General features: G+C 61.4%; 16 protein-coding genes. 7 read left to right on the top strand and 9 right to left on the bottom strand.

The window, feature by feature from the left end; genetic code table 11:
• Window positions 1–112: 112 nt before the first annotated feature.
• On the top strand, window positions 113–529 hold the full coding sequence (locus tag ACYVM5_RS09585) for a hypothetical protein (protein WP_460617899.1): 417 nt from the start codon (window positions 113–115) through the stop codon (window positions 527–529).
• On the opposite strand, the gene ACYVM5_RS09580 is transcribed toward ACYVM5_RS09585, so the two are convergent.
• Window positions 526–1,929: an FAD-dependent oxidoreductase gene (locus tag ACYVM5_RS09580; RefSeq protein ID WP_460617898.1), complete on the bottom strand. Its 1,404-nt coding sequence runs from the start codon at window positions 1,927–1,929 to the stop codon at window positions 526–528. The two genes, ACYVM5_RS09585 and ACYVM5_RS09580, sit on opposite strands and share 4 nt — an antisense overlap.
• Window positions 1,930–2,131: 202 nt before the next feature.
• Here ACYVM5_RS09580 and ACYVM5_RS09575 point away from each other — a divergent pair, with 202 nt between their 5' ends.
• Window positions 2,132–2,389: a hypothetical protein gene (locus ACYVM5_RS09575; protein ID WP_460617897.1), complete on the top strand. Its 258-nt coding sequence runs from the start codon at window positions 2,132–2,134 to the stop codon at window positions 2,387–2,389.
• Window positions 2,390–2,507: 118 nt separating this feature from the next.
• Window positions 2,508–5,360: a TonB-dependent receptor gene (locus ACYVM5_RS09570; RefSeq protein ID WP_460617896.1), complete on the top strand. Its 2,853-nt coding sequence runs from the start codon at window positions 2,508–2,510 to the stop codon at window positions 5,358–5,360.
• Window positions 5,361–5,755: 395 nt separating this feature from the next.
• Here ACYVM5_RS09570 and ACYVM5_RS09565 read toward each other — a convergent pair whose 3' ends face one another.
• Window positions 5,756–6,355, bottom strand: coding sequence for an alpha-ketoglutarate-dependent dioxygenase AlkB family protein (locus ACYVM5_RS09565; protein WP_460617895.1), 600 nt, complete (start codon window positions 6,353–6,355; stop codon window positions 5,756–5,758).
• Between the two features lie 192 nt (window positions 6,356–6,547).
• On the opposite strand from ACYVM5_RS09565, the gene ACYVM5_RS09560 reads away from it, so the two are divergent.
• Window positions 6,548–8,182, top strand: coding sequence for a glycosyltransferase family 39 protein (locus ACYVM5_RS09560; RefSeq protein WP_460617894.1), 1,635 nt, complete (start codon window positions 6,548–6,550; stop codon window positions 8,180–8,182).
• A 10-nt stretch (window positions 8,183–8,192) separates the two neighbouring features.
• Here ACYVM5_RS09560 and ACYVM5_RS09555 read toward each other — a convergent pair whose 3' ends face one another.
• The 5 genes from ACYVM5_RS09555 to ACYVM5_RS09535 form a co-directional block, all read right to left on the bottom strand.
• Window positions 8,193–8,888 (bottom strand): hypothetical protein, encoded by a 696-nt coding sequence (locus ACYVM5_RS09555; RefSeq protein WP_460617893.1) that lies wholly within the window; start codon window positions 8,886–8,888, stop codon window positions 8,193–8,195.
• 118 nt (window positions 8,889–9,006) lie between these two features.
• Window positions 9,007–10,281, bottom strand: coding sequence for a kynureninase (gene kynU, locus ACYVM5_RS09550; RefSeq protein ID WP_460617892.1), 1,275 nt, complete (start codon window positions 10,279–10,281; stop codon window positions 9,007–9,009).
• Between the two features lie 45 nt (window positions 10,282–10,326).
• Entirely contained in the window at window positions 10,327–11,388 is a 1,062-nt protein-coding gene (locus tag ACYVM5_RS09545; protein WP_460617891.1) for an amidohydrolase family protein, read from the bottom strand.
• Window positions 11,389–11,415: 27 nt separating this feature from the next.
• A complete protein-coding gene (locus ACYVM5_RS09540) occupies window positions 11,416–11,943 on the bottom strand; it encodes a 3-hydroxyanthranilate 3,4-dioxygenase (RefSeq protein WP_460617890.1) in 528 nt (175 codons plus the stop codon).
• A 30-nt stretch (window positions 11,944–11,973) separates the two neighbouring features.
• Window positions 11,974–13,533 (bottom strand): DUF2079 domain-containing protein, encoded by a 1,560-nt coding sequence (locus ACYVM5_RS09535; RefSeq protein WP_460617889.1) that lies wholly within the window; start codon window positions 13,531–13,533, stop codon window positions 11,974–11,976.
• A 248-nt stretch (window positions 13,534–13,781) separates the two neighbouring features.
• On the opposite strand from ACYVM5_RS09535, the gene ACYVM5_RS09530 reads away from it, so the two are divergent.
• From ACYVM5_RS09530 to ACYVM5_RS09520, 3 genes are all read left to right on the top strand, one after another.
• Window positions 13,782–15,542 (top strand): hypothetical protein, encoded by a 1,761-nt coding sequence (locus tag ACYVM5_RS09530; protein ID WP_460617888.1) that lies wholly within the window; start codon window positions 13,782–13,784, stop codon window positions 15,540–15,542.
• A gap of 45 nt (window positions 15,543–15,587) precedes the next feature.
• The gene (locus tag ACYVM5_RS09525) at window positions 15,588–16,379 is read left to right on the top strand and encodes a Rossmann-fold NAD(P)-binding domain-containing protein (RefSeq protein ID WP_460617887.1); all 792 of its coding nucleotides are present in this window, start codon (window positions 15,588–15,590) and stop codon (window positions 16,377–16,379) included.
• 155 nt (window positions 16,380–16,534) lie between these two features.
• On the top strand, window positions 16,535–17,260 hold the full coding sequence (locus ACYVM5_RS09520) for a glycosyltransferase family 2 protein (RefSeq protein ID WP_460617886.1): 726 nt from the start codon (window positions 16,535–16,537) through the stop codon (window positions 17,258–17,260).
• Between the two features lie 20 nt (window positions 17,261–17,280).
• Here ACYVM5_RS09520 and ACYVM5_RS09515 read toward each other — a convergent pair whose 3' ends face one another.
• Window positions 17,281–18,639, bottom strand: coding sequence for a hypothetical protein (locus ACYVM5_RS09515; protein WP_460617885.1), 1,359 nt, complete (start codon window positions 18,637–18,639; stop codon window positions 17,281–17,283).
• Window positions 18,640–18,807: 168 nt separating this feature from the next.
• Complete coding sequence (locus tag ACYVM5_RS09510) at window positions 18,808–19,350, bottom strand: hypothetical protein (protein WP_460617884.1); 543 nt, start codon at window positions 19,348–19,350, stop codon at window positions 18,808–18,810.
• Window positions 19,351–19,359: the final 9 nt, after the last annotated feature.

Genomic DNA, 19,359 nt, shown 5'->3' with positions numbered 1-19,359 from the left:
TGCCAATCGCCTGTAAGGATAAGCTACCGAAATACGTACTGTTTAGTTTTGACAAGGATAAAATGCAATAAATAAAGCGGCTATCTGACCTGCCGCTCCAGCTTTTTTGGTTATGATTTGGACGCGTACGCTTGGCTTGTTGTTGATGGGATGGATGACTGCTGCGGGAGCCCGGGCCGCCGACCACCCCAAGCCGCTCACCACGGCGCAAGCCGAAGCCCGCAATGAAATGGCCACCCCGAGCTTCTCGGGACAACTGTACGAAGCCCGACGCGTCAGCAGTTTTCTGGCCGATGCCCTGGTGCTCAACAATGCCCAGCAGCACGCCGTGCAGGCCTATACCACCGCCAAATTTCAGGCACTGTCGCTGGCCGTGACCGCCGCCGACACCTCCGAAGCTCTACAGCAATACCGGCAGGCTGTGCGGCGCGTATTGGCCCCCAGCCAGCGCGATGCCTACGCCGTGCTGTGCCAGCACCAGACCGAGACCCTGCTGCCACTTGACAGCAGCGAGCTGGCCCTGCGCTAATCAACCGGTGTTGAATCCGGCTGGTTCGTGGCAGCCATTTCCTGTTGCACCAGCGCCTGCACTTCCGGCAGGTCATAGTCGGCCTCGGCCTTGATGTGGGGCATAAGGCGGGCCATGATGGCATCCTGGCGCTGCCCAGCGGCCCAAGCCTCGGCATAAGGCGTGTCGGAGAACGTAACCTGCGAGTATAGCGGCACCCACCGGCCGGAAAACTGGGCCGATATTTTCGCCTCAATTTTCTTTTGCAGCAGGAAGTTAGGGTCGGCCACGCGGTCGCGCATCTCCACGAAGTTGTAGAGGGCCAGGTCGGCCATGGCGTCGTTGTTGGGCTTGCGCTGGGCCTGGAACTCGGCAAAAATGACGTCCCAGGCCGAATCGCCGTGCGCGTTGAATAAGGCGTTGAGCACGGTGCAGTCCTCAAAGCCGGCATTCATGCCCTGGCCGTAGAAGGGCACAATGGCATGCGCCGCATCGCCGAGCAGCAGCACGTCGTCGCCGTATTTCCACGGAAAGCACTTCACGGTGACGAGCGAGCCCGTGGGATGCGCAAAAAACTCCTCCGTCAGGGCCGGCATGAGCGGCACGGCGTCGGGAAACACGCGGTCGAAAAAGGCCGTGACATCGGCCGGGGTTTGCAGGGCGGCAAAGCTCTCGGGGCCTTCAAAAGGAAAAAACAGCGTGGCGTTGAAGGAGCCGTCGAGGTTGGGCAGCGCAATCATCAGGTACTGCCCGCGCGGCCAGATGTGCAGGGCGTTTTTCTCGAGCTGCCACGCGCCGCCCGGTCCGGCGGCAATGGTCAGTTCCTTGTAGCCGTAGTCGAGAAAGTCCTGCGAGTAATCGAAGCGGTCGGTGCGCTGCAAGGTGCTGCGCACGGCCGAAAAGGCCCCGTCGGTGCCAAACAGGCGGGTGTAGGGTTCGTGGTGCTCCTGCTGGGTAACGGTGTCGCGCAGGTGCAGCTCTTTGGCTTTGAGGTCGATGCCGAGGCACTGCTGGCCGAAGTGCAGCGTCACGCCGGGCTGGGCCTCGGCCAGGTCGAGCAGGCGGCGGTTGAGGTGGCCCCGGTTTACGGAGTAGATGGCCTGCCCGTCGTGCCCATAGGGCTGGCGGGTGAGGTTGCCGTGCACGTCGTGCATCACGCGGCCGCTCATCGGGATGCCCACCTGGCGGATGTCGTCGGCCACGCCCACGCCGCCCAGGGCCTTCCAGCCCCGGTCCGACAGCGCCAGGTTGATGGAGCGCCCCTCCTGGAAGCCGGCCCGGCGCGGGTCGTTCCGCCGCTCAAAGACTTCCACGGCATGGCCGCGGCGGGCCAGATACAACGACAGCAAGGAGCCCACCAACCCGGCGCCCATCACGGTGAGGCGTTCGGTGGTGGGAGAGAATGGGGCAGGGGAGGCCATGAGGAGGGTGGTGCTTGTAATACGGGGGGGCAGGAAGCAGCGGCGAAGCTACTACGGCCCGTGCGCTTAGCCATTCAGGCGCAAAAAGCCGACGAGCTATCAATTGTATTCATCGCCTAAAATTTATAATTGGTCGTAAAATCTGCCGGTCAGGCAACGTTTGCCAGAACTTTGACGAATTAGAACTAAAACAACTTTGGCTATGACACATTTTCGATTTCGGTACAAGCGGGCAGGGTATATGCGGTGGCGTCGTCGGGCGGTTCGGGCCCGCATTGCGTTGCGGCCATTGCCCCTGCCGGCCGATGCCCGGTATGCGCCCAGCATGGCGGCGTGGCGGCGCACGCCGCCCCCAGTAGCGCCGTTGGCACCCATCGGCCTCATGTTGCAGGTGGGTAGCTACTTGGTGGGCGAAGAAAGCGACCCGCAACTGACCGGTCATCCCGATATCAGGTACTAACTATTTATCATTCAGCTGGAATAACTCGACAATTAGGACAATTAAATAGGTGGATGCCGCATAAGGTATCGGGAAAAAGTAGTAGGTTTGCATACTATTTTTTAAAAATTCCCGAATAATGCAACAACGATACTTCTTTCTTATCCTATGCCTGATGCTGGCGTTGAACAGCTGGGCGCAGGTTCCCCAAACCATTAGCGGCACTGTGCAGACGGAGGCCGGAATGCCCCTGCCCGGGGCCACTATTTTCTTCAAAGGCACCTACAACGGCGGCAGCACCAACGAGGAAGGCCAGTTTCAGATAAAAGCGGATTTTTCTAAGGGGCCGCAGGTGCTGTCTATTTCGTTTGTGGGTTATGAAACGCAGGTACTCACCCTCGCTCAGCCCGACAATGCGCTGGTGGTAACGCTCCGGCCCAGCGCCGTGCTCGACCAGGTGGTGGTGGCGGCTTCCCGCGTGGAGGAAAGCATTGGCCAGGTGCCGGTGACGGTGGAAAAGCTCAACCAGCGCCAGGTGGAGCAGATTACGACCCCCGACCTAGTGGCCGGCCTGGGCCGTTTTAAGGGCATCGATGTGAGCAGCTCCAGCATGCTCACCACCAGCTTCAGCACCCGGGGCTTCAATTCGTCGCGTTCGGAGCGGGTGATTCAGCTTTCGGACTACATGGACACGCAGGTGCCCAGCCTGAGCAGCTACTTCGGCAACCTGCTGGGCGCGCCGGTGCTGGACGTAGCTAGCGTGGAGATTGTGCACGGCCCGGCCTCGGCCCTCTACGGGGCCAACGCCTTCAACGGCGTGCTGCTCACTAACTCAAAAGACCCCTTCAAAGACCCCGGCCTGACGGTGCGTCTGCGCGGCGGCAACCGCGACCTGCTGGACGGCCAGCTGCGCTACGCCACCAAAATCGGCGAGCGGGTGGCATTCAAAATATCGGGCGGCGCCACTACGGCCACCGATTTCTTGGCTACCAATATGGACGCAACTTCGGCCCTGATTGAGCCGGCCAACAACCCCGCCGGCTCCAACCTGGGCTACGACGCGGTGAGCCGCTACGGCGACGTGGGCACTACGTTTGCCAGCAGCCCCACCACCGTCGGTGGTATTTATGCCGGCCCACTGCTGGCCAACAAAACCGTGTTTCTGCCCGGCTTCAGCGAAAGCGACCTGGTAGCTGGCGACAACAAAACGCATTCGTACAAAGTGGCCCCCAGCCTGGCCGTGCTGCTTACCAACAGCGTAAAAGCTACGATAGACTACAAGTACACCAACGCTACCACGTCTTACCAGAGTGCCAGCCGCTACCGGTTCGTGGACGGCGGGGCGCACCAGGGCCGTGTGCAGCTGGAAGGGCGCAACTGGTTTGTGCGCGGTTTCACCACGCACGATTTCTCGGGCAAGAGCGACCCGCAACAGGATGGCTCCTATAACCTGGGCTTTCTGGGGGCTTTTCTGCAAGCGCAGCAAGCCATTGCGGTGGATGCCAACGGCAACGCCCGGTACGATGCCAGCGGCGCACCCATCTTGCAAGTCGATGCCAACGGCCGCCCCGTGAGCTACGGTGCCCGCTACATCAGCACCTACGCCACCCGCTACAACACGGCCTATGCCACCAATGGGCAAAATGCCGACCTGGCGGCCCAGACGGCGCGCCAGGAGGCCGACAAATATGCGCCGTTGCTACAGCCCGGCACCCAGGCGTTTAACGATGCCCGCAACAAGATTATCCATGACCAGACGCCAGGCCAGGGGGCGCGGCTGTTCATCCGCTCCATCCTCAACGAAGGTAGCGGCCAGTACACCTTCAACAACAACATTGCCGACCTGACTGTAGGCGCGGCCTACCGCCAGTACCTGCTGGGTTCGGACGGCAGCTTGTTTGAAGACACCAAAGGCGGCGACCGTATTCAGAACTACGAGTACGGGGCTTACGCCCAGGCAACCAAAACCCTGTTCGATAACCACCTCAAGCTGGCCGCTGCTGGTCGTGTCGACCGGTTCCAGAATTTCGGTACTGCTTTCTCGCCCCGGGCTTCGGTGGTGTACTCGCTGGGGGCCGATAAGCTCCAGAATTTCCGCGCCAGCTTCAGCCGCGCCTTCCGGGCACCTACCCAGAACGACCAGTACATTCGGCTCGACGTGGGCCGCGCCTTCCTGCTGGGCAACGTGCGCGGCGGCTTCCAGGGCTACACGCCCGCTTTGGGCAGCCGCGTGACTACCGACCCCACTATCCTCACGCCCGCCCGGGCTTCGGAACTGGCCGCTTACGAATACAACGGCCCGGCGCTCAAACTTGAAGAAGTGAACAGCTACGAAGTGGGCTACCGTGCCCAGCTGGCGAAGAAGCTGTACGTCGACATCGACTACTTCTACAACGTGTACAACAATTTCATTGCCACGCAGAACTTCATCGGCAACGTGGACGGCAGCCGGCCCACGGCCACCCAGATTGCTTCTGGTGGCAGCGTCCGTTTCCAGAGCCCGGTGCTTGCCAATGGCACGGCCAACAATACCCGCGTGATTCAAATTGCGGCCAACGTGGACCAGCGCGTGCAGAGCCAGGGTGCCGGCATCACGCTGAGCTACGCCTTTGCCCCGGGCCTCACCGTGAACGGCAACTACAGCTACAACGACCTCATTACGAAAGACTTCAAAGCCGGCACGCAGTCGTTTTTCAACACGCCGAAGAACAAGTTCAATCTCGGCCTCGACGGCCAGCTGCTGAACCGCGCCCTGAGCTACAACGTGAACTACCGCTGGGTCGACAGCTTCCTCTACGAGTCCACCTTCGCCACCGGTACCGTGCCCACGGCCCAGACCGTGGATGCCCAGTTGGGCTACACCCTCAAGGGCCTGCACACCACGCTGCAAGCCGGCGTCACCAACCTTTTCGATACGAATAACCTGCAGGTGTACGGCGCGCCCAGCTATGGTCGCATCGGCTATTTCGGGCTGCTGTTCGACATCAAGTAAAAAAGAACATTATTGCTGTAAAGCCCCAACTAGGTTCTGGTTGGGGCTTTTTTCATTGGCCTTGAATGATGAGTTACGGCTACGGTGGCGCTTGGTAGTCAAGCTGGTACGCTCCTTGTAAAAGCCCGGATGCCGCAGCTGCAGGTAGCTGAATACGGTTGAGGTAACCAGCGCTTCTCACCGCTATTATTCGCCCTATTTATGCCCCGTTCCGCCACTTCCCGCCGGCTTGCGCCCGCTGCCGTAGCCGATTCGCCAATTGTCGTAAACGAGCCTCCCACTGCTGAGCGGGCTGGCGGGGCAAAAGTCAGTCTGCCCCAGGTTTTTCGGGTGGGAGAGTATGAGGTTGGCAGCGGATTTTGTCCGCAGTTGTTTGGCCACCCACAAATTCGCTACTAGTCCGCCGCCCCCGCCACCCACCGGAACGTGAGGTTCAGCCGCGGGCCGATGGGCCGGGCCGTTTTGGGCAACGCGTGCTGCCAGTGCTGCTGTGTGGGGCCGCGCATCAGCAGCAGGCTGCCGCTGGGCAGGTCGAGGCCGAACGGGGCATGGCCCAGTCCGGCGCGGGGGCGCAGGCGAAAGCGGCGCGTGGCCCCCAAGCTGAGCGAGGCAATTACCGGCGTGGGTCCCAGCTCGGGCTCATCGTCGGCGTGCCAGCCCATGCTGTCGCGGCCATCGCGGTACAGGTTCAGCAGCACGCTGTTGAAATGGGCCCCGGCGGCCGTTTCGAGGCGCTGGCGCAGCGCTTGCAGGATGGGCAGCCAGGGGCGTGGCTCCCAGGCCAGACCCGAGTAGGTGTAGCGGGCCTCGGCATCGCCGTACCAGGCCGTGAGGCGCGGCTGCGGAATATCCTGCCCGAAAAGGCGAATGGACCGTTGCTCCCAGGCCACTTTGGCGGTGAGCTGCGCGAGCAGTGCCTCCGCCTCGGCCGCCGGAAGAAAAGTGGGGTCGAACAACAGCTCGGCTTGGGGGAGGGGCAGTTTGGCTAAAGTCATGGTAAATGGAAAGCAACCAGGCGTACAGACCCAGCCGAGGCTTCGCAAAATGCGGAAAGCTGTGGCCCGAAGAGCCAAAATAGGAAATGCCTGGCCGATTTGGGGCTAACTACGCGCTGGTGAGGGTAGATTTGAGGAGTTTTTGACTTGTGTCTTCCCAACAATTCCCTTCCACAATCAGGGTATCTGCTCATGCCTCCTTTCAACCTGCGCACTTTTCTCGCTGCTCGTCGGCACTCGTTTTACGTACGGATTTACTTTGGCCTGCTGCTGGTGCTGGGCCTGTGCTGCTACAAGGATTTTGGCGTATCGTGGGATGAACCGGCTGACCGCAGCAACGGCATGGTGAGTGCTAAATACGTGGCCGGATTTGTGGCGCCCGGGTGGGCCGACCGGCACTTTCCCAACACGCCTGATATTCATGGCTACCTCGACAATGACCACGGGGTATTCTTTGAGATGCCACTGGCTTTACTCGACCAGATTATTAGCATCGGCGACTCGCGGACGTCCTTTCTGATGCGGCACTTTGCGGTGTTTGCCGTCTTTATGGCGGGTGCCTGGGCCCTGTATAATATTGGGCGTATTCGCTTCAATAGCTGGCGATTGGGGCTGCTGCTGAGCACCCTTTTGGTGCTATCTCCCCGCTTCTTTGCCGAGGCTTTCTACAACGGCAAGGACATTGTCTTTATGGCGTTTTTCATTTTGGGAGCCTATACCCTGGTGCGCCTGCTGCAACGGCCGTCGCTGGCCCGTGCTGCTGCGCACGGCGTGGCCACGGCGGCGGCCATCGATGTGCGCATCCTGGGCGTTTTACTCATTGCCCTCACCGTAGGCATGGTCGGACTGGAGTTGCTGTTTGAACCCGCCGACCGGGCACGCCGCCGACAATTCGCCAAAGCGCTACCCCTTTTTGGCTTGGTCGCGATGGTGGTCGTGGTGGTGGGGTGGCCCTACCTGTGGGATGCCCCGATAGACAACTTCCTGACCGCGCTCGACAATATGAAGCGCTTCCGTTGGGGCGGCTTGGTCCTGTACATGGGCGCGTTCGAATCGGCGCTGGCCCTGCCGTGGCACTACGCCCCGGTCTGGATTATTATTACCACGCCCATCGCCTACATCGTGGCCTTTTTGCTGGGGGCGGCGACTATTGGCTACGCACTGCTGCGCCGGCCCATGACCTATCTGCGCACCTTTGAGGGGCGGTTGGATGTCATGTTTATGGGCTGGTTTGCCCTGCCCATTATCTTGGTAATTGCCCTGAATTCAGTGATATATGATGGCTGGCGGCACCTGTACTTCGTGTATCCGGCCTTGCTGCTGGTGGCGCTGCGTGGAGCATGGGCGTTGTGGCAGCAGGGCCAACTGTTGCGCTGGCTGCGACCGGTTGCAATAGGCGCCGCCTCATTGGCCGGCCTGGAGATGGCTTATACCGTTGGCCGCATGGTGCAGGCGCATCCGCAGGAACAGGTTTACTTTTCCTTTCTAGCGCCCCATCAAGCAGAACAGCTGTTCGAGCGTGACTACTGGGGCCTGTCATACCGGCAGGGCTTGGAGTGGATAGCGGCGCACGACTCCGCCCCCCAGCTCAATGTAATGGCCCAGAATGACGGCGTTATCGAGAACAACTTAGCCATCATAAAGCCGGAAATCCGGGCGCGCTTCCACGTATGGCAACCTGGCCAGTGGGTAGAGGCCGGCCCAACGCTGTATTTTCTCGGAGCTTATCGCACCCGTGCTGAGCCTTATACGGAGACCTTGGGCGGCGAAATATATGCGGTGAAACCCTACGGTATTACGGCTCTGTCGGTGCTGCACCAGTGGTAGGCAAGCGGGCCTACTGCTTCGGCATCATGCGCTCAAATTCCTGCTGCACTTCCTTGGGCTGCTGCTGCAGCATATAGGACTGAAAGCGCTGAGCCCCGTAGGCCAGGGCAAAGCACACCAGCAGCGGCGGCAGCCAGCTGCGGTTGCGGTACACCGGCTGCCCCACGTAGCGCGGCCAGAACCACAGCACATAAGCCAGAATAGCGGGCAGGTTGAACAGCGGCCCGTACCACGGGCTCAGGCCGTAGCGGGGCAGTGCCCAGCTCAGGGCCAGCATGCCAACCAGCAGGTAAGCCACGATGAAAACCGCCAGGCTCAGCAGCGCCCGCTTGCGGCCGAGCCGCCACAGGTTGAGGCCCAGTAGCACCCCGCCCGCCAGCAGCGTGAACGGAATGGAAAACAGCACAATGGTCACGGGCGAATACAGCGCGGGCGCGGTTTCGTCGGCCTCAATAGCTTCAGGCGTCGAAGCCGGCTGGTCTTTGCGGCGCTCTGCTTCGGCGGCTTCGTCGATGATGCGCTGGGCAGCGGCTCCGGCTTCGAGGTTGGGGCGTAGGGCGGCTTCTTCGGGGGCGGGCTGGCCCCGGCGGCGCAGCTCATCGAGGGCGGCGAGCACGGCGGCCTCGCGGTACTGGACATGGCCGGTCACGTACTCGCGCAGGGCCGCGTCGGCCTTGAGCAGCATCTTGGCGGCGTAATCTTCCATTTTTTCTAGTTAAGAATTATGAGTTAAAAGTTATGAGTTGGAAATTGAAGTTGCGGAATGAAAACGGCGCTTGGCAGCTACCGGCGGCAAAGCAGTTTTAACTCTCAACTCCTAACTCTTAACTGAAGAAGCGTGCCAGCGCTTCGCCCACCCGCTCCACGTCCTCAAACGAATTATAGAGCGGTACGGGTGCCAGGCGGATAACATTGGGCTCGCGCCAGTCGGCGATGATGCCCTGCGCGGCCAGGAAATCGAACAGCTCGCGCCCCCGCTCGTGCACCAGCACCGAAAGCTGGCAGCCGCGCTGAGCAGGGTCGACAGGGGTGATGATTTCGAGTTTATTCGCCGGCAGTCCCAAGCCCCGGATGAGGATTTCGAGGCGGGCGGTGAGTTGCTCGCTCTTGCGGCGCAGCGCAGCCATGCCGCCGGCCCGGTCCACAATTTCAAGGCTGGCGCGATGGATGGCCATCGGGAAAATCTGGGCATTGGAGAGCTGCCAGCCGGCCGCGCCGGGCATGGGCCGGAAACCTTTTTTCATCTGGAAGCGCTCCGAGGCATCGTGGCCCCACCAGCCGGCCAGGCGCACGAGGTCGGGGCGGTTGGCAAACCGCTCGTGCACAAATACGCCCGAGGTGCCACCGGGGCCGGAGTTGAGGTATTTGTAGGTGCACCAGCAGGCAAAGTCCACATCCCAGTCGTGCAGTTCTAAGTGTAGGTTGCCGGCGGCATGGGCCAGGTCGAAGCCCACGTAGGCGCCCACCGCGTGGCCGGCTTTGGCAATGGCGGCCATGTCGAAAGCCTGCCCGGTGTAGTAGTTCACCCCGCCGATGAGCACGGTGGCGAGCGAATCGCCCAGCTCTGCGATTTTGGCCAGAATATCCTCGGTGCGCAACGTGTGTTCGCCGGGGCGGGGCACCAGTTCCACGATGGCCTCATCGGGGTCGAGGCCGTGCAGGCGGGCCTGGCTTTCGATGGCGTATTGGTCCGATGGGAACGCGCCGCCTTCCATCAAAATCTTGTAGCGCGAGCCCGTGGGGCGGTAAAACGTAACCAGCAGCAGGTGCAGGTTCACGGTCAGGTTGTTCATCACCACCACCTCAATGGGGAGCGCGCCCACCAGCCGGGCCGTGGCCTCGGTGAGGGTGTCGTGGAAGTGCATCCAGAACGAGGGCGCGTGGAAATGGCCTTCCACGCCCAGCCGCTCCCAGGTTTCAAATTCCTGCTCGGCGGCGGCGCGGGCCGCTTTGGGCATCAGGCCCAGCGAGTTGCCGCAGAAGTAAGCGCAGGGCCGGCCATCGGGGCCGGGCGGCAGGTGAAACTCCTGGCGGAAAGCAGCTAGCGGGTCGGTAGCGTCGAGGTGGGCGGCGGGGGTGGACAAAAATGGGGGAGTCATAAGCGCAAAGGTCGGGGCAAAGGCCACGCCGATACTAACAAAAGGTTATGGCCTCCGCAGGGGGCGGGCGGTAGCTGGCATTGCCGTGTGGCCGAACTGTTCGGCGGCCAGCCCCAGCCAGTCTAAGGCGTTCTGGCCCAGCATCCGGGCTTTGATGTCATCTGAAAAAGGCATGGACTTGATGAGCTGGCCCGGCTCCAGCTCGCCCAGCGGAAACGGGTAGTCGGTGCCGAGCGTGATTTTGTCGGCCCCCAAGGTTTTCACCAGGTACTCCAACATCAGCGGGTCGTGCACCAGCGAGTCGACCCAGAACTTGCCCAGGTATTTGCGCGGGTTGTGGGGGTTGTCGATGGCGCACAAGTCCGGCCGCACCTGCCAGCCGTGCTCAATGCGCCCGATGGTGCTGGCAAACGAGCCCCCGCCGTGGGCCACGGCTACGCGCAGATTGGGCAGGCGCTCCAGCACGCCACCAAATATCAATGAGCAGAGAGCCAGCGTGCTTTCGGCGGGCATGCCCACCAGCCACGGCAGCCAGTATTTGGGCATTTTGCCCTGTGCCATCATGTCCCAGGGATGCACGAACACGCAGGCTCCCAGCTCCTCAGCGGCAGCGAAAACCTCGAAAAGCTCCGGCGCGTCGAGGTTCCAGTCATTGACGTGGGAGCCAATCTGCACGCCGGCTAGGCCGATTTTCATGCAGCGCTCCAGCTCCCGGATGGCCAGGTCGGGCGCCTGCATCGGGATGGTGCCCAGGCCCACGAAACGGGTGGGGTAGCGCCGTACCACGTCGGCAATGTGGTCGTTCAGCAGCTGGCTGAGGTCCAGGCAGTCGAGTGGCTGCGCCCAATAGCTGAACATCACGGGCACCGTGCTCAGCACCTGCACCTGCACGCCAAACTGGTCGTACTCGCGCATGCGCACGGCGGGGTCCCAACAGTTGTCCTGCACTTCGCGGAAGAACTTGTCGTCCTGCATCATGCGGGCGCAGCAGGGCTTGTGGTGGTCGAGCCGGATGAAGCCCCCGTAGCCGTACCGTTCGCGCAGGTCGGGCCAGCGTTCGGGCAGAATGTGGGTGTGGATGTCGATGCTGAGGGGATGGGGCAACACGGCGGGGCGGGCGGGTGGGGACGAAAATCAGGCGGTAACGGGCGCGGGCGGTTGCATCACAGTGCCGCAGTTTTTGCAGGTGCGGAGGTCTTCCGATGCCCAGAACTTGTTCATGATGGGCGGCAGCTGGGACACTATGTCAGTGATGAGCGCAAACTCCTCGTGCAGCTTGTGGCCGCAGTTTTCGCAGTACCACTGGAAGCCATCCAGTTCATCAGTAGTGCGGTAGCGCTCCAGCACTAGGCCCACGGTGCCGGCCGGGCGGCGCGGCGAGTGCGGCACGTGGGGCGGCAGCAGAAACATTTCGCCGGGGCCGATGGTGATGTCAACCGGCTTACCATCCTCGATGATTTTAACGGTCATCGTGCCCTCGATTTGCCAGAACAGCTCCTCGCCGGCGTCCACATGGTAGTCTTTGCGGGCGTTGGGGCCACCCACTACCATCACAATGAAATCCTTATTGTCTTTGAAAACCTGCTGGTTGCCCACCGGGGGCTTCAGCAAATGGCGGTGCTCATCAATCCACTTCTGGAAATTAAACGGACGGGCTATCATGGGCGGAGGGGGTTGGTTGGGAATGCTAATCTACTGCCGGGCGCCCGGCCCGCGCGCGGTGTCGGTGCCGCCTTGGCCCCGGCGCTCGAACAAGGGCTGCACGGCCGGCACTGGCAGCGGGCGCACGCGCTGCAACACCAGCAGCGCCCCGGGGGCCGACACCACCCGCCAGCGCCCGCTGGCCTGGTAGGCTTGCAGCTGGGCGGCCAGCTCGGGTGCGCTCAGGGGGTAGATGGAGGCCGGCGGCAGGGCCGCGATGTAGTCGGCATCGGCCACGTAAGGAAACTGGTAGATGGAGCGCCGCGCCGCCAAGTGCGGCACCAGCGCCGTGGTGGCGCTCACCCGCGCGTCGGCCGGAATCACGGCCAGGCCACGATGCACGGAGCCGGCATCGAAATCGACGTGGTAGTGCTTGCCGCTGAAGAATTTCGTCGCGCTCTTATCGTAGTAAGGTGACACCCGCACTTGCATGGACACCACCGTGGCGACCAGCGCCAGCACCGCCGCGCCAATGCCCCACCGCCGGGCCCGTTGCGGCTCCACATTTGCCAGCCACTGGCTCACGGCCGCGTGCAACACCGGCACAAACTCAATGGAATACTGATAGTTGATGCCCCAGTGGGCCACGTTGGCCGAAAGCAGCTTTTGGCCATAAATGGGGGCCAGCATGAGTAGGTAGGCGGGCCGGCGCACCAGGGCGAGGCCACCCGACAGCAGCACCATGGCGTGCAGCTCCAGCTTGGCATAGTCACCATCGGCGGAGGGCAAGTTGTTGCGAAACAGCAGGCCGATAACGTAGAATGGCCGGGTGAGCAGCGTGTGCAGCATTTCGCCGGTGGTGCGGCCCAGCGCCGCATACTGCTGCTGGTACACATAGGCATCACCCGAGCCCAGGGCCGGAATGATGAACTTGACGACTACCAAAAAGTAAAGGGCGGCACACGCCGCTATGGCCAGCGCCCAGCGCCGTTTCGCGGGCTCGCGCCAATGCAGCCACGCCAGCCCCAGGGCAATGAAAACCAGCCACAGGGCCATGTTCTCCTTGCTCAGGGCCATGAGCAGGGCCATCACGGCGGCCCGGCCGCGCCGGTTGGCCTCCAGCCAGTATAGCAGCCAGGGCAGCAGCATGGCCGCCAGCACGTTGTCGTGGTAATCAAAGGCCAGCGCCGAGTAGATGCCCCAGGTGCTCAGAAACATGACCATGAGGGCCAGCGAGGTGCCCGGCTGCGTGCCGTTGGTGCGCAGCTGGTGCAGGCGGTAGGCCCCGTAGCCGCCCAGCAGTATGAGCCCGATTTGCACCAATAACAGCGTGTAAGAGCCAAACAACCAGAATAATGGCCCGTAGAGCGGCTGCACCAGCGTGAGGTGGTCGCTGAGCAGGTTGTTGTAGCGCATCACTGAGTTGGCGTTCAGCCGCAGGTGACTGTAGTCCCACACCGCCTGGTTATAAATGCCCAGGTCGAAGGCGTAGGTGCGGAATAAGTAGTGGTTGACCAGGGCCAGCAGCCCATAGGCCACGCCAAACGCGGCCAGTACCCAGATAATGGTCAGGCGTTTGGAAGAAGTACGAGCGGGTAAAACTTGCGACATCGGGAGGGGGGAGCAGCAGAAAATGCGTTGGCTAAGGGAGTGGGAAGGAGCCGCCGATAATAAGCGACCGGCAGCCCACAAGGCTCAACGGTACAAAACAACGCAACAATCCTTTGGCCCAGCGGTCGGATTGGCCCGCGTTGCCAAATATTGCGGCGGCCCAGGCGACTGTTTCCCGGGCTGCTGTGCGCCAACCGGCGGCGCTACCTTTGTCACTCATTCGGTATCGAAGGGTTCAATAATTGCTTATGGAGGTGAAAAACCGGCTGCTCTGGCCGTGGCTGCTGCTGGTGTACGGGGCGTTTTTTGTCGTTTTCACCTGGCCCTTGGGGGCGCATTTCAGCACCTCCTTCGTGGCGGTGCCCGGCCCGGATACTTCCCAGTTTTTCTGGAACGCCTGGCATTTTCGCGAAGCCGTGCTTAGCGGCCACAACCCGTTTTTCACCAACTGGCTATTCTACCCCCAAGGTTCAAGCCTGCTGATGCACGCCTACACGCCCCTGATTGGTGTGCTCAGCCTGTTGCTCGGTAACGAGATGCTGGCCATCAATACGGCCCTGCTGTTGAGCTACGCGCTATCGGGCACCGGCGCTTACTTGCTGGCACGCCGCTGGGTGAAGAGCCCGCTGCTGGCGTTGCTAGGCGGCTTCGTTTTCGCCTACTCTCCCTACAAACTGCAGCGCCTGCCCGAGCATTATAACCTGGTGCTCACGGCCACGGTGCCATTTTATATCCTGCTGTTTTTGCGGGCCTTCACGTTTCGGGAGGGACAGTTTCTGCCGCTGGTACGCAGCTGGCGGGCCGTGGCGGGCTGCGTGGCGTTGGGCATCGTCACGCTGCTGAGCGACTACTACGTGCTGTTCGGCCTCATCTACTTTTCGTTGGCTTATGCCGCGTGGTTCTGGTTTGGGTTGGGGCGTATTCAGTGGCGGCGGTGGCCGGCCTGGGCCTGGCTGGTGGGCATATTGGTGGCCAGCCACGTGCTCATCCGAATGCTGCATTTGGCTGGTCTGAAGGATAATGGCATCTGGTGGGGTGGCGATTTGGTGGCGTACCTGTTGCCGCCGCCCACCAGCCGGCTGATGTATTGGGACTGGGCCGCGCGGCTGGCCCACAGCCCCAAAATCTTCAACCTGCCGGGCTCTATCGAAAATACCCTTTTCATCGGCTACGCCCTGCCGCTGCTGGCGTTAGTATTGGGCATAATGCGCCTGACCCGCCGCCGCCCGGCCTCGGCCCGCGCCCAGGATGCGCAGGGCCGCCCGCTGGCCTGGGTGCTGGTGATATTTCTGCTCCTGACGGTGCCGTCGCTCCGCATTCTGGGCCACGAGCGGCTGAACCTGCCCACTGCTCTGCTGCATTTCGTGCCCTTCTTCAACAACATCCGCTGCCCCACCCGCTGGATTATGATGGTGGGCCTGCTACTGCCCATCGTGTCATTCAGCGCGCTGGAGGCGGCGTGGCAGGGGCGGCTGCGCCCGGCTGGCCAGGTCGGTTTAACCGTTTTGCTGGCCGCCATCATCCTGGCTGAATTCTGGCCCCGGCCCTATCCCCGGCAGTCCACCGCCAGCATTCCGGCCGTGTATGTCGAAGTGGCGAAGCTGCCGGGCACCACGCTCATCCCCATTCCCCTGGGCATTCTGGATGGCAACCGGCAGGTGGGCCACCTCGAAGCGGGCGAGATGTTCTACCAAACCCTGCATCGCAAAAAACTGCCCGTCGGCTACTTATCCCGCGTCAGTCCTGCGTTATTTGCACTGCTCGACCAGGATGCGGTGCTGCGTCCGCTGCTGCGCCTGCAAACTAACCCCGACACCGTGCAGCCGGCGCCGCCCACCGCCCGCCAACTCCGGGCATTTTTCCATAAGTACGACCCCGCCGCTTTCGTCATCAGCCCGGCCTACCGCGACCAGTCCATCCACGCCTACCTGCGCCAGCTGCTTCAGCCCTATGGCTACCGCGAGCAACTGGTAGGTGGCTACGTGCTGCTGGCCCCGCCAGCTAAGTGAAAAACGCCGACGATTCTTGTTTAATCATCGAATAATCAATTATTTATGAGTCTTCCTTTTGCTTCCCGCCGTGCCCTTGTGGGCGGCTCCACCCAGGGCATTGGCCGGGCCGTGGCCCAACTGCTGGCTGAGCAAGGCTGCGCCGTGACGCTGCTGGCCCGCAACGAAGAGCGGCTGCGCGAAGTAGCCGCCGCCCTGCCCACGCCCACCGATGCCCGGCACAACTACCTGGTGGCCGATTTCGACGACCCCAGCCAGCTCGATACCGTAGTGCAGGGCTACCTGGCGCAGCACCCCGAAGGCTTCCACATTCTGGTGAACAACACCGGCGGCCCAGCCGGTGGCCCATTGCTAGATGCTCCGGTCGAGGCCCTGCGCATTGCCTTCAACCAGCACATTGTGTGCAACCACCTGCTGGCGCAGGCCGTGGTGCCAGGCATGCGGGCCGCCGGTTTCGGGCGCATCATCAACATCATCAGCACCTCGGTGAAGATTCCGCTGGCGGGCCTGGGCGTGAGCAATACCATTCGCGGAGCAGTAGCCAGCTGGGCCAAAACCCTGGCCAACGAGCTGGGGCCGGACGGCATCACCGTCAACAACGTGCTGCCCGGGGCCACGCTCACCCAGCGCCACACCTCCCTCATCGAGAAGAAAGTGTCCCAAACCGGTCAGTCGGCCGAAGCCATCGAGGCCGATATGCTGAAAACCATTCCGGCCCGCCGCTTCGGCCACGCCGAAGAGGTGGCGGCCGCCGTGGTCTTCTTGGCCTCGCCCGCCGCCGGCTACATCAACGGCACCAGCGTGCCCGTAGACGGTGGCCGCACGGGCAGCCTGTAACGCTTTCGGCTTTAACGAGGGATTAAGAATCGAAGGAAGGCGTCAGCCAATGAGGAATTTCGCGCACTTTCCCCTTTCCACGGTTTCATTCTTAATCCCTCGTTAGGCGAAGCGTTTACCTTTGCTTCTTTCCGGCTGCGTCCAACTTCTTTCCTGTGGTAAAATTCGACACGCTTTCTATCGTTATTCCGGTCTACAACGAGGCCCGTACCATTCATCAAATTCTGGATTTGCTGCGTGAGCTGAAGCTGGTGAATAACATCGGCAAGGAAATAATTCTCGTCAACGACTGCTCTACCGATGCCTCCGCCGAAACCATTCGGGCCTACGCCGCGCGCTACCCCGAAATGGGCCTGCGCCTGCTGGAGCACACCGTGAACCAGGGCAAAGGGGCGGCCCTGCACACGGGCATCCGCGAGGCCACCGGCGACTACGTCATCATTCAGGATGCCGACCTGGAATATGACCCCGAGGAGTATAACCTGCTGATTAAGCCCGTCCTCAAAGGCTTTGCGGACGTGGTGTTCGGTTCGCGCTTCATGGGTGGCAACCCGCACCGCATCCTGTTCTTCTGGCACAGCATCGGCAACTACTGGCTCACCTTGTTCTCGAACATGGTGACCGACCTGAACCTGACCGACATGGAAACGTGCTACAAGATGTTCCGGCGCGACATCATTCAGGGCTTGAAGTTGGAAGAAAACCGCTTCGGTTTCGAGCCCGAAGTGACCGCCAAAGTGGCCAGGGTCAAGGACGTCCGCATCTACGAAGTCGGCATCAGCTACTACGGCCGCACCTACGCCGAGGGCAAGAAAATAGGCTGGCGCGATGGCTTCCGCGCCATCTACTGCATCCTCAAATACGGCCTGCTGGGCCAGTAGAAACGCGCAGTAGGCTAAGCTTATGCACTGATAGTAACCAGCTCAGCCTCAGGTTCCGCCGCTGGCCGCAGGCCCACCGTCATGAGCACCAGAAACACCGACATGAACAGGCCCAACGTGGCCAGGTAGGGATAGGGCACTTGCAGAAAGGCATAAAACGTAGCCAGATACAGCTTTAGGATGGTCACGAGGTAAACCCGGTAGTCGATGCGGCGCGTCCGCTGCCGCACGTAAGCCACGGCAGCCACGGCCACCACCGTCAGCAGCAGGCCCACATGTATGGTTTTGAGCAGGCCAATCTTCTCGTAGAGTGACCCGGGCGCATATGTATAGAAGAAAGAAGCGAAGCCCAGGCCATTGAAGGGGTGTATCGGCAGGCCATCATCGCCCAGATGCTTCCACTCAAAAACGGCGGCGTCGGTGTACGAGCGCTGCACTTCCATAAACAGGCCCCAGTTGTGCGACAGGTACGGCACAATGTATAAGCCGATGACGCCCAGCAGCACTGTACCGGCAATCAGCAGCGCATTCTTCTTCGAGTCATAGAAAAACATCAGCCCCAGGTACAGCGGTGCCCAAAAAATCAGCGAATACCGCGAAAGCACGCACAGCAGCAGCGCCAGCGCCTGCAACGGCCAGAAGCGAAGCAGAATGCCCACCACCAGCAGCGTGTAGTAACCCAGTATCATGTATTCGACGGTGATGCCCACGTAGGCCCACTGCGTGGTTACGAGCGCATAGAAAACCACGAATGGCAGCGCGGCTAATGCCAGCGTCTGAGGCCAGGGCTGGTGCAGGCGCCACACAAGGTACTCGTAGAGCAGCACGCCCAGCAGGAAGATGCCCCAGGCCACAAAGCGGTAGTCGAAACCTAGCCACTCGGCCAGGATGAAGGGAAACCACATGGCCGGCAGGTAGGTGGGCAGTTCGAAGTAGCCCAGCTCCCACGTCAGGGGCGTGTAAATCTCGGAACCATTCAGCCAGCGCCGGGCGTAGGCCTGGAGGGCCGGAATAATATCGGCAAATTCGAGGATGGGGCGGTAGCTCCATATTTCGCGCTTCACCAGGTTGGTGTTGTACCAGCCGCCTGCCAGCGCCCCGGCGGCCACCGCCAGCAGACGGTGCCACGCGGCTGGTGCCCACGCCGCCATTGGCCAGCTGGGCAGCGGCGGGGCAAGCTCCCACCGACGGCCCCGCGCAAAAGCCAGCGTGCTCAGCACTACTCCGATAGCCAGCAGGTACAGGATGACCGGACTGACATAAGGCCCAAAGTAATTGCGCTTCCAGTTAAAAAGCACGAGCTCGGCGGCAAACAAGGCATACACCAGGTATTGAATGCCGTTTCGGGATGAACTCGTGGAGCGGGGAGAGCTAATCATTAGACATGGCTGCTAAAGCACGGAGCACCCAAGGCCAGCGGCGCGATGCGCCCTAGGGGTGCCCCGAAAGTAGATAAAGCGAAATACGCAACACCGGGCCCCTGGCAACGAGGCGGCCCGCCGGCCGCAGCTCATTACCAAGAACCCGGTGTTGCGTTGGAAGCAGAATTAGGGGCGCAGAATCTGCACGTCGTCGAGGTAGGCCACGTTCTGCGAGCCGCCGCTCCACAGGTACATGTAAAGCTTGAAGTTGGAGCCCGCGTTAGCTGGCAGGGTCAGGGTTTTTTCAACCTCAACCCACTCGTTACGCTTCTTCACGGCTTTGTCCAGGGGTAGGGCCTCCCACATGGCGGGCTTGCCATCGGTAGCGGCGGGGTCTACCAGTTGGGTTACGATGCTCGCCGTCACGGGGCCGGTGGGTACGTACACCCAGCCTTTCACCTTAATCTGGGTGAGGCGGGTAGGGCTGAGCTTGCCCAAAGTGCCGATGAATCCATTGCTAAACTCAATGCCCGGGCCCACGTGTGCAGAGTAGGGAGCGGAGTGAGCCTTCTCTTTGGTCAGGGAGGGCTGGGGAATGTCACCAATCCAGCCGTCCAATTGGTCGAAATCATTACCGGTTAGATAATTTGCCGGATGAGTAGTAGTGTTTTTGTCGCCGCAACCAGCCAGAGTAGCTGCTGTTAGCAGAAGCAAAGTATATTTTTTCATAGAAAAAAA

This window comes from Hymenobacter ruber, assembly GCF_054783255.1.
This window is presented reverse-complemented; position numbering and strand designations above follow the sequence as displayed.